At 70.7% G+C, this 11,828-nt stretch carries 14 protein-coding genes; 4 read left to right on the top strand and 10 right to left on the bottom strand.

What is annotated here, in order from left to right:
• Both G6N19_RS19705 and G6N19_RS19700 read right to left on the bottom strand, forming a co-directional pair.
• On the bottom strand, positions 1-747 hold the full coding sequence (locus G6N19_RS19705; protein ID WP_041317938.1) for an ATP-binding cassette domain-containing protein: 747 nt from the start codon (positions 745-747) through the stop codon (positions 1-3).
• Between the two features lie 84 nt (positions 748-831).
• Positions 832-1,713: a sigma-70 family RNA polymerase sigma factor gene (locus G6N19_RS19700; RefSeq protein WP_013829022.1), complete on the bottom strand. Its 882-nt coding sequence runs from the start codon at positions 1,711-1,713 to the stop codon at positions 832-834.
• A gap of 74 nt (positions 1,714-1,787) precedes the next feature.
• Here G6N19_RS19700 and G6N19_RS19695 point away from each other — a divergent pair, with 74 nt between their 5' ends.
• Positions 1,788-2,141, top strand: coding sequence for a DoxX family protein (locus G6N19_RS19695; RefSeq protein WP_013829023.1), 354 nt, complete (start codon positions 1,788-1,790; stop codon positions 2,139-2,141).
• A 1-nt stretch (position 2,142) separates the two neighbouring features.
• On the opposite strand, the gene G6N19_RS19690 is transcribed toward G6N19_RS19695, so the two are convergent.
• The 3 genes from G6N19_RS19690 to G6N19_RS19680 are packed head-to-tail and all read right to left on the bottom strand — an operon-like array spanning position 2,143 to position 4,019.
• The gene (locus G6N19_RS19690) at positions 2,143-2,586 is read right to left on the bottom strand and encodes a TOBE domain-containing protein (RefSeq protein WP_013829024.1); all 444 of its coding nucleotides are present in this window, start codon (positions 2,584-2,586) and stop codon (positions 2,143-2,145) included.
• Positions 2,587-2,619: 33 nt separating this feature from the next.
• Complete coding sequence (locus G6N19_RS19685; RefSeq protein ID WP_193465487.1) at positions 2,620-3,450, bottom strand: ketosteroid isomerase family protein; 831 nt, start codon at positions 3,448-3,450, stop codon at positions 2,620-2,622.
• Positions 3,447-4,019 carry an isochorismatase family protein gene (locus G6N19_RS19680; protein ID WP_041319851.1) on the bottom strand — a complete coding sequence of 191 codons (573 nt, stop codon included), beginning with the start codon at positions 4,017-4,019 and terminating at the stop codon, positions 3,447-3,449. The genes G6N19_RS19685 and G6N19_RS19680 overlap by 4 nt, the downstream gene beginning before the upstream one ends.
• A 208-nt stretch (positions 4,020-4,227) precedes the next feature.
• Between G6N19_RS19680 and G6N19_RS19675 the strand changes: the two genes are divergently transcribed.
• The gene (locus G6N19_RS19675) at positions 4,228-4,746 is read left to right on the top strand and encodes an RDD family protein (protein WP_013829027.1); all 519 of its coding nucleotides are present in this window, start codon (positions 4,228-4,230) and stop codon (positions 4,744-4,746) included.
• A gap of 19 nt (positions 4,747-4,765) precedes the next feature.
• On the opposite strand, the gene G6N19_RS19670 is transcribed toward G6N19_RS19675, so the two are convergent.
• The gene (locus G6N19_RS19670) at positions 4,766-6,274 is read right to left on the bottom strand and encodes a carboxylesterase/lipase family protein (RefSeq protein ID WP_041317942.1); all 1,509 of its coding nucleotides are present in this window, start codon (positions 6,272-6,274) and stop codon (positions 4,766-4,768) included.
• Between the two features lie 42 nt (positions 6,275-6,316).
• On the opposite strand from G6N19_RS19670, the gene G6N19_RS19665 reads away from it, so the two are divergent.
• A complete protein-coding gene (locus tag G6N19_RS19665) occupies positions 6,317-7,021 on the top strand; it encodes a hypothetical protein (RefSeq protein WP_013829030.1) in 705 nt (234 codons plus the stop codon).
• A gap of 4 nt (positions 7,022-7,025) precedes the next feature.
• Here the strand turns inward: G6N19_RS19665 and G6N19_RS19660 are convergent, their stop codons facing one another.
• Positions 7,026-7,364: a hypothetical protein gene (locus tag G6N19_RS19660; protein ID WP_041317945.1), complete on the bottom strand. Its 339-nt coding sequence runs from the start codon at positions 7,362-7,364 to the stop codon at positions 7,026-7,028.
• 143 nt (positions 7,365-7,507) lie between these two features.
• On the opposite strand from G6N19_RS19660, the gene G6N19_RS19655 reads away from it, so the two are divergent.
• Complete coding sequence (locus tag G6N19_RS19655) at positions 7,508-7,843, top strand: RNA polymerase-binding protein RbpA (protein ID WP_013829032.1); 336 nt, start codon at positions 7,508-7,510, stop codon at positions 7,841-7,843.
• A 14-nt stretch (positions 7,844-7,857) separates the two neighbouring features.
• Here the strand turns inward: G6N19_RS19655 and G6N19_RS21840 are convergent, their stop codons facing one another.
• From G6N19_RS21840 to G6N19_RS19640, 3 genes are read right to left on the bottom strand one after another with little or no spacing between them, the layout of a single operon-like run.
• Positions 7,858-8,610 carry a polyprenol monophosphomannose synthase gene (locus G6N19_RS21840; RefSeq protein WP_083038299.1) on the bottom strand — a complete coding sequence of 251 codons (753 nt, stop codon included), beginning with the start codon at positions 8,608-8,610 and terminating at the stop codon, positions 7,858-7,860.
• Positions 8,607-10,301 (bottom strand): apolipoprotein N-acyltransferase, encoded by a 1,695-nt coding sequence (gene lnt, locus G6N19_RS19645; RefSeq protein WP_083038298.1) that lies wholly within the window; start codon positions 10,299-10,301, stop codon positions 8,607-8,609. The genes G6N19_RS21840 and lnt overlap by 4 nt, the downstream gene beginning before the upstream one ends.
• On the bottom strand, positions 10,294-11,814 hold the full coding sequence (locus G6N19_RS19640) for an amidohydrolase (protein ID WP_083038333.1): 1,521 nt from the start codon (positions 11,812-11,814) through the stop codon (positions 10,294-10,296). The genes lnt and G6N19_RS19640 overlap by 8 nt, the downstream gene beginning before the upstream one ends.
• Between the last annotated feature and the right edge of the window lie 14 nt (positions 11,815-11,828).

Here is an 11,828-nt window from a genome sequence, read left to right as displayed (position 1 = left end):
TCAGGAGTCCCTCTTCTCGTGTCTGCCGTGACCGGTGACTTCGGCCGGTTCCAGGTGTTCGACGTGGATCTGCGCGGCGACCCCCGAGCCCTCCGGGAGTTCGTTGGCCGAGGCGGTGATCACGGTCTGGTGCTCCCCCAGCTCGACCAGCCGGCCGACCAGCACCTGGCGGTCGCGGTCGCTGGTGACCTGGTCGATGCTGCCCACCACCAGCAGCGGCGGACGCGCGGTATTGGCCAGCGCGATGCGCAACAACAGACCGGTCAGTTCGTCAAGCTGCTCGACGTAGTCGTCGAGCCGGGGCAGCGGCAGCTCACCGAAGACCGGCCCGCACACGGCGTCGCGTTCGGCGTCGCCGGCGCGCCGTACCAGCCGGTACCAGGCTGCGTTCCAGCGGATCTGCTCGGTGATCAGGTCGCGGACCGTGACCGACTCGAAGATCGCGTCGAGGTGTTCCACGCCGGCCAGGGCGGCGACACCGAAGATGTCGCGGGCCTTGCTGTGTCCGAACACCGTGACCGATCCCGCCGATGGCTTCATCCGGCCCGCGAGGTTCATCAGCAACGCGGTGCGGCCCGATCCGGGCGGTCCGATCAGCAAGCTGACCCCGCCGGCCTGGACGTCCAGATCGAGCGGGCCGAAAACCCGCCCCCACGGGCCGGTCATGGCGATGCCGCGTGCCTTGACCGCCACCGGCGCTTCCGCGGGAGCCTTCGCTTCCTCCGGAGCCTTCACTTCCTCTGGCATGAGATGCCCCCTATCGACGGCCGAATCGGTTCGCGTGACCCATCCAAGCAGAACCGGGCGGCGGCGATCAGCCGTCGCGGGGGTTCACGCCCGGCCGGTTCCCGGCAGCCGCAGCGTCAAGGGGCGCAGCCGGTCGGGATCGCCGACGATATCGATGGAGTCGATGCGCCCGTCGTCACCGATACCGATGCGCAGCACGGCCAGCAGCCGGCCCCCGGGCGCGATCGCGATGCCGGGTGCGTCGTCGACCAACAGCACCGCACCGGCGCGTGCCCGGCGGGTGAAGCGGCGGGTCTCGGTGGCGATGTCGGCGGCACCACGCAGCTCGACGGGCACATCGGCGGGCACCAGCAGCGGGTCGACCCGGCGCACCACCTCGGGCGCCAGCAACTCGAGCAGCGCCGGGATGTCGCCACCGCGCGAGGCCGCCAAAAAGGCCGACACCACCCGCAGATGCTCGGCACGGCGCCGCGGTTCGGCGACCGGCCCGGCGTGTAATCGGGCGCGTGCCCGACTGGCCAGCTTCTTGGCCGCATCCGCTGACCGATCCAGCACGTCACCGATCTGCTCGAACGGTATGTCGAACACGTCGTGCAACACGAAGGCGGCCCGCTGTGCCGGCGACAACCGGTCCAGCACCACCAGCAGCGCACGGCTGACCGCATCGGAGCGCAACACCGCTTCGTCGGCGGCCGGAACGGCGGCGCTGCCGATTGCTTCGGACAGCGGTCGCTCGCCGCGCCGGGCACGCGCCCGCAACTGATCCATCGCGGTGCGGGCGGTGATCGTGGTGAGCCAGCCGGGCAGGTTGTCCACAGCGGTGAAGTCGGCACCGCTGGCCTTCAGCCAGGCCGACTGAACCGCGTCGTCGGCGTCGGCGCTCGACCCGAGCAGGTGAAATGCCACCGCGTGCAGGCGGTGGCGAAGGTCTTCGAACTGCTCCGCCAGGACTTTCACATCGTTCATGGGTCACCTTCGCCGTCCGGGAGTCGTCATTGACAGGGATAGCCATATCCACCGACGAAAGGAAGACCAACATCATGAGCGTATCGACCCTCTACCTGGCGACCATCACCGTGACGGCCGTCATCACGATCGCCATCGCCGTCGCCGACTTCATTCCGGCACCGTTCGTCCTGGCCAATTCGGCTCAGGTGGGGGTGCCGCGATCGTGGCTGCCGATGCTGGGCGGGCTGAAGCTGGCCGGGGGCGCCGGTCTGCTCATCGGACTGGCGGGCGTCCCGCTCATCGGTCCGGCCGCCGCGGCCGGGCTGGTCGCCTTCTTCATCGGGGCCGTCGTGACGCATCTGCGGGCCGGCGTGTGGCACAACATCGGCTTTCCCGCCGTGTACCTAGTGCTGTCGACGGCGTCGCTGGTGATGCTGCTGGCCTGAGCTATCCGAACTCGGCCGCCGGATCGGTGTGACCGGCGGAACCGGCCCGGCGCGGCAGTTCCAGCACGACGTTGGTGGCCTTCACCGACGCGACGACCAGGCTGCCGGGCTGCAACTGCAGTTCGTCGGCGGCCTCCCGGCTGACCAGCGACACCAGCCGGAAGGGACCGGCCTGCACATCGACCTGCGCCATCACCGTGTCACGGGTCACGTTGGTGACCAGCCCGACCAGCCGGTTACGGGCGGACTGGCCCACCACCGGATTGCGCGACACCGGCTCCACTGACGCGCGCTCCTGGGCGAACCGCGCCAGCTCGGCTCCGTCGACCACCCGAGGTCCACTGCCCGTGGACGCCGACAGGCGACCGGAGTCGATCCAGCGCCGCACGGTGTCGTCGCTGACCCCGAGCAATTCGGCGACTTCGGCGATTCGAAAGCTTGGCACGCCGTTGAGCTTATCCTCGCCGGGACCGGCGACTCAGTCTTCTGCGAAGTACCGGATCGTGGTGATCGCCCGGCCGCCGCGGTCCACGTCGGCGAACAGCACCCCGCGCTGCTGCGCAGCGGTGAGGGAAACCGCGACGGTGCGGCCGGCCGCCAGCAACTTCGTCGGGCGGGCGCCCACCAGCCGGGTGGCGAGCTCGGCGAGATCGATGGCGGTGTCATCGCCGTAGGTCATTGTCACAGCGGGTGATAGCGCCGCAGTGACAGTGGACAACTCGCCGGAGGAGACGGCGGCGAGGAACGCCCGCACCGGCCTTTTGCCCCGGCCGGCCGGACGGCGAAATCCGGCGGTGAACCCGGCGGTGCCGGCGAGGCGTTGGTTGCGCAGCAGTGATCGCGACAGCTGAACCGCGGCGGGCGTCGCCGCAACGCCGTTGCCGAGGAACCGGCGCATCATCGCCGGCAGTTCCCAGTAGGCCCGCAACCGCCGCAGCCTCCATCGGCGGCCGGCCTCGGTGAGGTCGTTCGCGGTCAGGTCGTCCTCGGTCAGGTCATATCGCAGAATCGCCGGGATGTGCATGATCACCGATGGCCCCATCGCGACCTCGAGTTCCAGGTCCCGCACCACCGTCGTGCCGCGCACGATGTCCAGGTCGCGGTGGAAGGTGATGCCGCGCGGCCCGATGAACGTGTCGTAGAACCGGCCGATCTGTTCGGCACCGACGTGCGGGCGGGAGCCCACCGGGTCCTCCACCTGGCCGTCGGCGCTGAACAGACCCACCCAGCCGGTCCGGTCGTGGGCGGCGGCCGCGACCGGCGACTGCTCGACGGTGGCCAGCAGATCTTGCGCTATCGAGTCCGTCATCGGGCTTCCTCCCCCACAGCGATACCGGCGCTGCGCATTGCCGTCAGCGCAGCGGCCGCCGAGTCGGCGGCCACCCCCGCGGTCAGTTGCGGCAGCACCGCGGTGGCGAACCCGGCGCGGACCGCGTCCTCGGCGGTGCGGCGCACACAGTAGTCGGTCGCGACGCCGACCACATCGACACGGTCCACGTTGCGCTGGTGCAGCCAGTCGCCCAGGGCGGTGCCGGCGTCGTCGACGCCGCCGAATCCGCTGTAGCCGGCGTCGTAGTCACCTTTGGTGAAGACGGCGTCGATCCGGTCGGTGCGCAGCGCGGGATGAAGATCCGCACCGGGTGTTCCGGCACGGCAATGCGGCGGCCACGACGTCACGTAGTCCGGCCGCTGCGAGAAGTGCCCACCGGGGTCAATGTGCCAGTCTTTGGTCGCCACGACGTAGTGGTAGCGGTCGCGTGCGGTCTCGCTGTCGAGGTAACGGGTGATGCCGTGGGCGACCGCGACAGCGCCGGTCACCGGCAGCGCGCCGCCGTCACAGAAGTCGTTCTGCACGTCGACGATGATCAGCGCCCGCATGATCACCACCGTATCGCCGGCGCCGCAGCACGGCCCGGCCGTAGATCACCCACGACACGCCGACGGCTGCCAGCACCGCCGCCTCGACGGCTGCGCTCCAGCCGGCCGGGTAGAGCAACGCCGGTCAGATAGTGGGCGCAGAATCCCGTTTCGTCCCGGTCCGCCACGGTACATTGGCGGACATCCAACGTGGTCAGGAGCGCATCTGATGGCAAGCGGCGATTTCGGCCCGAACGGCCCCGGTTATGGCCAGCCCGGCCCCTACCCGCCGCCGCAGGGCTGGGGACAGCAGCCCACATGGGGGCACAAGCCGGGTGGCCTGGGCAGGCGCTTCTGGGCCCGGCTCATCGACGGTGTGCTGGTCAGCATCGTGGCCTTCGCGCTGTCACTGTTCGTGTTCGCCGACGACTACCCGTTCCTGGTGACCGGCCTGTTCTCCGGCGTGCTGACCTACGGCTACTTCGTCTTGTTCGAGGTCACCCAGGGGTCCAGCCCGGCCAAACGGCTGCTCGGGCTGGCGGTGCGCGGACCCGACGGTGCATCCAAGCCCACGCTGGGTCAGTCGGCCGTCCGCAATGCCTTCACGCTGCTGGCGGTACTGCCCTACCTCGGTCCGCTGCTGGCCTTCGTCGCCTATCTCGTGATCGCGGTGACGATCAGCGGCAGCGCGACCAAACAGGGCAAGCACGATGAGCTGGCCGGCGGCACCCGGGTGATTCGCACCTGATCGGCGGCGCGCCCGATCGCTAGCGCGCCAGGGTGAACCCCGCCCAGGCCATCCGGCGCTCCGGCGACGGGTCGAACTCCACCCGTGTCTTGTGGTCGAACACCATGACGGCACGGTCGGATCGGTCGTAGGCCGGCCAGTCGTCGCCGGGCACTCCGTCCCGGCCGAATGCCCGCCAGCGCCGCTGCACCTGGCCACTGACCCGCAGCGCCGCCCGCCGGTCCGCGCCGGCAGTGAGCAGCCGGCCGAGACCGCCGCTGCGGTAGACGTCGAACACGGCGAACAGTTCGGTGGCATGCGTGGCGCCCATCCCCGACCAGCGCAGCATCCGCGGCGCGTAGTCGTAGCGATAGACGTAGGTGGGTGCGTGCGCCCCGTGCGCTTCGGCGATCTCCCACACCGCCGCGTTGAAGGCGAAGTCGCCGCCCAAGCGGATGCAGGCCTTCCGGTCGGGGTAATCGGGGTAGGCGGCGATGATGCGGTCGCGCACGCCCGCCTCGGTGTTGGCCAGCACCGCCTCGACCATCGGCTCGGTCGTCGGCAACATCTTCAAGAACCGGGTGAACAACCGGCCCTCGTGAGCGTTGCTGCCGACGATGAGTGGTACCTGGTGGGCCGAACCCCGTCGCATCGCCTCGACCGGGTCCAGCGGCAACAGGTCGTCGCCGAACACCGGCCCGATCGGGAACGCGCCGAGCATGTCGCGGGTGCCGTCGGCGAGCAACCGGTCCTGGGCTGCCAGCAGCTCGGCCGGCGACACGCGCAGCAGGGTGTGCGCGGCGTCGGGGGAACGCACCCCCAGCAGCGCCGCGAACCGGTCGGCGAACTCGGCGGCCACTTCGGGACCGCGAACCATGCCGGCAGCGGGACTCTCGGCGATCGCCCGGGCGAACAGACCCTCGGCTTGCGGCACCGCCAGGAGCGTGGCGACGATGTGCGCACCGGCGCTCTCGCCGAAAATGGTGACATTGCCGGGGTCGCCGCCGAACGCCGCGATGTTCTCGCGGACCCAGCGCAGCGCCAACACCAGATCCCGCAGATACAGGTTGCTGTCCACGGTGACCGCGGAGGTCGACAGCGACGACAGATCCAGGCAGCCGAGCGCACCGAGCCGGTAGTTGACCGACACGTACACGCAGCCGCGGCGGGCCAGCGCCGCCCCGTCGTAGATCGGGGTGGCCGAGCTGCCCAGAATGTAGCCGCCACCATGGATGAACACCATGACCGGCAGCGGGCCGTCACCGGCTTCCTCGGGGGCCACCACGTTGAGGGTCAGGCAGTCCTCACTGGTGGGCTGGAAGCGGCCCGGGCCCAGCATGGTGTACATCCGCGCCTGGGGCGCGCAGTTGGTGAACCCGTGGCAATGCCGTACCCCCGACCACGGCTCAGCAGGCTCGGGCGCCCGAAAGCGGAGTGGGCCCACCGGCGGCCGGGCATACGGAATGGAACGCCACCGGCGCACCCCGTCGCGGGCGAAACCCTCCACGACACCGGTGGCGATGCTGGCCTGCACAGGGTTGTCATGCATGAGCCGAACGTTAGCGAACCGGCCGGCGGCTAGCCTAACGGCATGCGTCTCACCGGGCTCATCGTCGTATTGCTGTTGCTCGCCGGATGCTCCCGCGCGACGGTCGACGAGCCGGAGCCGACCCCGAGCGGGTCGAGTACCACGGCTACCAGCGCACCGTCATCAGCGGCCCCGCCGGCCTCGACGTCGCCGAAGCCGGCGGCCGCTCCCGCCCCCGGCGCGCCGATCGCCGACGTCATCGCCTGGATCGAGGCCGGCCGGCTCGTGGACGCCGCCGGCTACCACAGCGCGACCCGCGACGGCGCCACCACCGACCTGATCGAGGACGTCGCGTTCACCGTCTCGGCCGCGCCGCGCCGCGCCACCAAATGCATGACCGATTCCGACTCCGCCGACAGCCCGCTGGCCTGCGTGGTGGACCTGGTGAACCCGCCGGCGCAGCCCGAGCAGATCTACGGGCAGTGGAAGGGCGGCTGGGTCGACTACGCCGGCGACACGCTGCGTGTCGGGTCTGCTCACGGCGACCCGGGCCGATTCCTGCACGGCGAAGGGGCCGAACTGCCCGACGGAGCGGTGCTGTCGTTCGGCGACTACCGCTGCCGGGCGGATCGGGCCGGGTTGTTCTGCGTGAACTACGCGCACCGCTCGGCGGTGCGGTTCAGCCCGGAAGAGATCGGCGTGTTCGGCTGCCTGCGTCCGGTGCCGCCGCCCGCCGACGCCGGCAAGCTGTACAGCTGCGCCAGCTGACGCTTCAACGCCACCGGTCGGCGGATTCGACGGCCTGCAGCAACGCCTCACACAGCTGCCGCAGCTCATCGTGTGGCGCGTCCTCGGCCAGGGCGGTCGCGATGTCCTCGGCCGCGCACCGCACCTGATACACCCGGTCGGACAAGGCCGTCGCCTCCTCGGCGGAGAGCACCACCGAATCGGGCGCCAGCACGGTCGTCTTACCGCTGCTGATCAGGGCACGCTGCTCGTAGGCGCGCTGCCGGCAAGATTGCCGACAGTACTGTCGGCGCCGGCCGATCCCGGCGTCGCCCACGTCGCGGCCGCACCAGCGACAGGGTTGGGGGCGGGGACTGCGCGGCACGCCTGAACACCTTAGTCCGGCCGTTGCGCCGATCCCGGTATCATTAGGGGCTGTGCCGCGTGCGCCGGGAACTGCACAGGGCCCGCTCGCGTTGTCAATGCGAGACGAATTCGAAGACAAACAGGTTCTAAGGAGTGTGGGTCATGGCTGATCGTGTACTGCGGGGCAGTCGACTGGGTGCCGTGAGCTACGAGACCGACCGCAACCATGACTTGGCGCCACGCCGGATGGCGCGGTACCGCACCGACAACGGTGAAGAGTTCGAGGTTCCGTTCGCCGACGACGCGGAGATCCCGGGCACCTGGATGTGCCGCAACGGCCTGGAGGGCACCCTGCTCGAGGGCGACGTGCCCGAGCCGAAGAAGGTCAAGCCGCCGCGCACCCACTGGGACATGCTGTTGGAGCGCCGCTCGATCGAAGACCTCGAAGAGCTGCTCAAGGAGCGCCTGGACCTGATCAAGAGCCGCCGCCGCGGCTGAGCCCCCGGGTTTTCTCAGCCGCGCCGGCCCCGGAGCCGGTTGATCCGGCCGCCGATCCCCCAGCGGGCGACCTTGACCATCGCTTCGCGGATGTTGGAGCCGCTCATCTTGGAGACGCCCAGTTCGCGCTCGGTGAACGTGATCGGCACCTCGGCGATGGTGAAACCGTTGTTGACCGCCCGCCAGGTGAGGTCGACCTGGAAGCAGTAGCCCTTGGAGTCCACCGCGTCCAGACCGATCTTCTCCAGCACCCCGCGGCGGTAGGCCCGGTACCCGGCGGTGATGTCGTGGATACCCACCCCCAGCAGTAGCCGGGCATAGGTGTTGGCGGTCTTGGACAGCACCAGGCGGCGCACCGGCCAGTTGCGCACCGCGCCGCCGTCGACGTAGCGCGAACCGATCGCCACGTCGGCTCCCGCGTCGATCGCCTCCAGCAGCCGGTACAGCTGCTCGGGGGCATGGCTGCCGTCGGCATCCATCTCGACGATCACCTCGTAATGGCGGGCCAGCCCCCAAGCGAAACCGGCGAGATAGGCCGCGCCCAGGCCGGCCTTGGCGGTGCGGTGCATCACGTGGATACGCTCCGGGTCCGCGGCGGCCAGCTCGTCGGCGAGCTTGCCGGTCCCGTCGGGGCTGCCGTCGTCGACCACCAGGACGTGCACGTCTGGGCGGGCCTGCTGCAGCCGGCCGAGGATGATCGGCAGATTCTCCAACTCGTTGTAGGTGGGAACCACCACCAGCGTGTGCAGGCTGGGACGATCACTCATCGGCGCCGCTCCTCGGAGTCAACATCGGCGCCGGTGCTACGACGCTTGAACCATGTGAAGCGACCATTTTGCCGTACTGCCGCCAGCAGGCCGGCAACAGCCGCGCCGAGCAGCACCCACTGCAGGATCGGCGCCCACCGGGTGGCCGGGGTCAGCGCGGTCTTGAGCCGCACGTGAGCGTCCAGGTAGGCGGGTTCGAAGAACGCCGTGCGGGCCAGTTCGCGCCCGTCGGGAGCGACCACCGCGCTGATCCCGGTGGTGCCGGCGACGACGACGTAGCGGTCATGCTCGACCGCGCGCACCTTGGCGAACGCCAGCTGCTGCTCGCTCATCGCCTCGTCGAACGTGGCGTTGTTCGACGGCACCGCCAGCAGCTGGGCGCCGGCCAAGACCGATTCCCGGGGCGCCCGGTCGAAGATCACCTCCCAGCAGGTGGCCACGCCGACCGGAACGCCCGCGACATGCACCACGCCGTCGCCGCCGCCCGGCACGAAATAGCCTGCCCGGTCGGCGTAGCCGGACAGGTGACGGAAGAACCCGCGCCACGGCAGGTACTCCCCGAACGGCTGCACGATCCGCTTGTCGTGGCTCTCCCCCGGACCGGTCTGCGGATCCCACACCAGCACCGAGTTCGTCGCCACCGGGTTCTCCCGGGTCCAGCCGGGCGCCGCACGCACGGTGCCCACCAGGATCGGGGCGTCGATCGCCTGGGCGGCCATGGTGATCTCTCGCGCGGCATCGGCGTTCGCCATCGGATCGATATCGGACGCGTTCTCCGGCCAGATCACGAACAACGGCGCGGCCGCCCGCCCGGCCTCGACGTCGTCGGCCAACCGCAGCGTTTCCCGGACGTGATAGTCCAACACCTGGCGGCGCTGGGCGTTGAAGTCCAGCCCGAGCCGCGGCACGTTGCCCTGCACCGCCGCCACCGTGATCGCCGGGTCGTCACCGGCGCCCGCGCCGGAGCGGCGCACCCCGGGCCACACCACCACCGCCGACAACAGCACCAGACAGATGCACAGGCCGGGTAGCAGCACCGCCGGCGGGCGGCCGTTGTCCGCGGTCGGCGGTGTATCCGACCGCAGCCACCGGATGATCTCGACGCTCAGCGCGGTCCCGGCACAGCCGGTCAGCGCCACGGCCAGCGACAGCAGCGGCACCCCGCCGAGCGCCACCAGCGGCAGCAGCGGTCCGGCCGTCTGGCCGTATCCGACAGCCCCCCAAGGGAATCCGCCGAACGGGATCACCGACTTCGCCCATTCCTGCGCGGCCCACAGCAACGCGAACCACACCGGCCAGCCCGCCAGATTGCGCACCGCCACCGCCGCCGCCCCGAATACGGCGGGAAACAGCGCGCACAGCAGCGCCAGCATCAGCCAGGGCAGCGCGCCGACCAGCCCGCCCACCCACGGCAGCAGCGGCAGATAGAACGCCAGGCCGCACAGCAGGCCGTAACCGAAACCGCCGGCCAGGGTGGTCTCGCGGCGAATGAGCACCCACCCCAGCAGCCCGAAGGCCAGGATCGCCGCCCACCACCAGTTCAGCGGCGGGAAGCTGGCCCGAAGCAGCATCCCGGCCAACACCGACGCCGCCAGTTGGGCCCAGCGGTCGGCTGCCGCGATACCGAGGCGTTCCAACCGATTCGGGCCGGCATCGACCACGGTGTCGGGATGGTCGGTGGTCTCAGCCATGCAGCACCACACCCCGGTGCACGGTGCGCCGACACAACGGTGAGTCGCCCGGCTCCAGTACCGGTAGCGCCGGCACCCGTGAGCGCGGATCGGTCGACCATCGCTGAACCGTGTCGCGGGGCGCCTCGACGGCCAGCCGGGTGGGCTCCCAGACGGCGTAGGAGGCCGGTGCGCCGGGCACCAGGGTGCCGCTGATGCCGTCGTTGATGCCGGCGGCGCGCCAGCCACCGCGTGTTGCGGCGGCGAATGCCGCCCGCATCGACACCGCGCTGCCCGGCGTGCGGTGGTGCGCGGCCGCGCGGACCGCGGCCCACGGATCGAGCTCGGTGACCGGGCTGTCGGAACCGAACGCGAGGGGCACGCCTCGGGATGCTAACAGCGCGAACGGGTTCAGTCCCGCGGCGCGTTGCGCGCCCAACCGCTGGGCGTACATGCCGTCGTCGCCGCCCCACAGCGCGTCGAATCCCGGCTGCATGCTGGCGATCACGCCCCACGATCCCAGCTGGGCGGCCTGCTCGACGCTGACCATCTCCAGATGCTCCAGCCGGTGCCCGCAGGCCGCCACCGCCGCGACTCCGAAGTGCTGCACCACCTGCTGCAGCGCCGTGGTCACCGCGGATACCGCGGCGTCCCCGATGACGTGGAACCCGGCGGTCACCCCGGCCTCGGTACACGCCCACAGATGGGCGGCGACGGACTCGGCGTCCAGGTGACACACCCCGGTGCAGCCGGCGGCGTCGGCGTAGGGCTCATGCAGCCAGGCGGTGTGTGAGCCCAGCGCACCGTCGACGAACAGATCGCCGGCCAGACCCCGGGCGCCGGTGTCGGCGAGCAGTTCGCGGGCCCGGGCGGCACTGGTGACCGGTTCGCCCCAGTAACCGATGACCTCGACACCGTGGTGCAGTGCCCGCAACTCCCGCCAGTCATCGGAGCCGCCGATGTCCGGGCCGGCGCACTCGTGGACCGCGACGATGCCCACCGCGGCGGCGGCATCCAGGGCGGCGGTGCGGGCAGCGGCGCGCTGCGGTGCGGTGAGCAGCTCTCGGGCCGCGGCGCGAACCAGGTGGTGGTCGGAGCCGGACAGCGGCCCGATGCCGGAGTCCGCCGACAGTTTCGGCACCCGCTTGCGCAGCCCGCTCGAAGCCAGCGCCGAGTGGGCATCGACCCGGGACAGGTAGGCCGGGCGCTCGCCCACCACCGCGTCGAGCGCTTCGGTGTCCGGGGCGGCACCGTCGGGCCAGCCCGACTCGTCCCAACCGTGCCCCCAGATCGGCTGGTCGGGATGAGCCGCCGCGTAATCGGCGATCAACTGCAGGCAGTGCCGTTGTGAGCTGGCCGGCCGCAGATCCAGGCCGGTGCGGCACAGCCCGGTCTCGGTGACATGGACATGGCTGTCGACGAAACCCGGCGTCACCAAAGCCCCGTCGAGGTCGGTGACGTCGGCTTGCGGAAACTGCTCGCGACCGACGGCGTCGCTGCCCAGCCAGGCGACCACCCCGTCGCGGACGGCCATCGCGGTGGCATCGG

Source organism: Mycobacterium novum, from assembly GCF_010726505.1.
Taxonomy (GTDB): Bacteria; Actinomycetota; Actinomycetes; order Mycobacteriales; family Mycobacteriaceae; genus Mycobacterium; species Mycobacterium algericum.
The sequence above is the reverse complement of the archived record's forward strand: the minus strand, read 5'-3'. Positions and strand labels throughout refer to the sequence as shown.

Coding starts and splice junctions, on each gene's coding strand:
- G6N19_RS19675 (WP_013829027.1), top strand. CDS start 4,228: ATGGCAAGCGGCGATTTCGGCCCGAACGGCCCCGGTTATGGCCAGCCC.
- G6N19_RS19680 (WP_041319851.1), bottom strand. CDS start 4,019: ATGCGGGCGCTGATCATCGTCGACGTGCAGAACGACTTCTGTGACGGC.
- G6N19_RS19695 (WP_013829023.1), top strand. CDS start 1,788: ATGAGCGTATCGACCCTCTACCTGGCGACCATCACCGTGACGGCCGTC.
- G6N19_RS19640 (WP_083038333.1), bottom strand. CDS start 11,814: ATGGCCGTCCGCGACGGGGTGGTCGCCTGGCTGGGCAGCGACGCCGTC.
- G6N19_RS19705 (WP_041317938.1), bottom strand. CDS start 747: ATGCCAGAGGAAGTGAAGGCTCCGGAGGAAGCGAAGGCTCCCGCGGAA.
- G6N19_RS19670 (WP_041317942.1), bottom strand. CDS start 6,274: ATGCATGACAACCCTGTGCAGGCCAGCATCGCCACCGGTGTCGTGGAG.
- G6N19_RS19655 (WP_013829032.1), top strand. CDS start 7,508: ATGGCTGATCGTGTACTGCGGGGCAGTCGACTGGGTGCCGTGAGCTAC.
- G6N19_RS19665 (WP_013829030.1), top strand. CDS start 6,317: ATGCGTCTCACCGGGCTCATCGTCGTATTGCTGTTGCTCGCCGGATGC.
- G6N19_RS19685 (WP_193465487.1), bottom strand. CDS start 3,450: ATGACGGACTCGATAGCGCAAGATCTGCTGGCCACCGTCGAGCAGTCG.
- G6N19_RS21840 (WP_083038299.1), bottom strand. CDS start 8,610: ATGAGTGATCGTCCCAGCCTGCACACGCTGGTGGTGGTTCCCACCTAC.
- lnt (WP_083038298.1), bottom strand. CDS start 10,301: ATGGCTGAGACCACCGACCATCCCGACACCGTGGTCGATGCCGGCCCG.
- G6N19_RS19700 (WP_013829022.1), bottom strand. CDS start 1,713: ATGAACGATGTGAAAGTCCTGGCGGAGCAGTTCGAAGACCTTCGCCAC.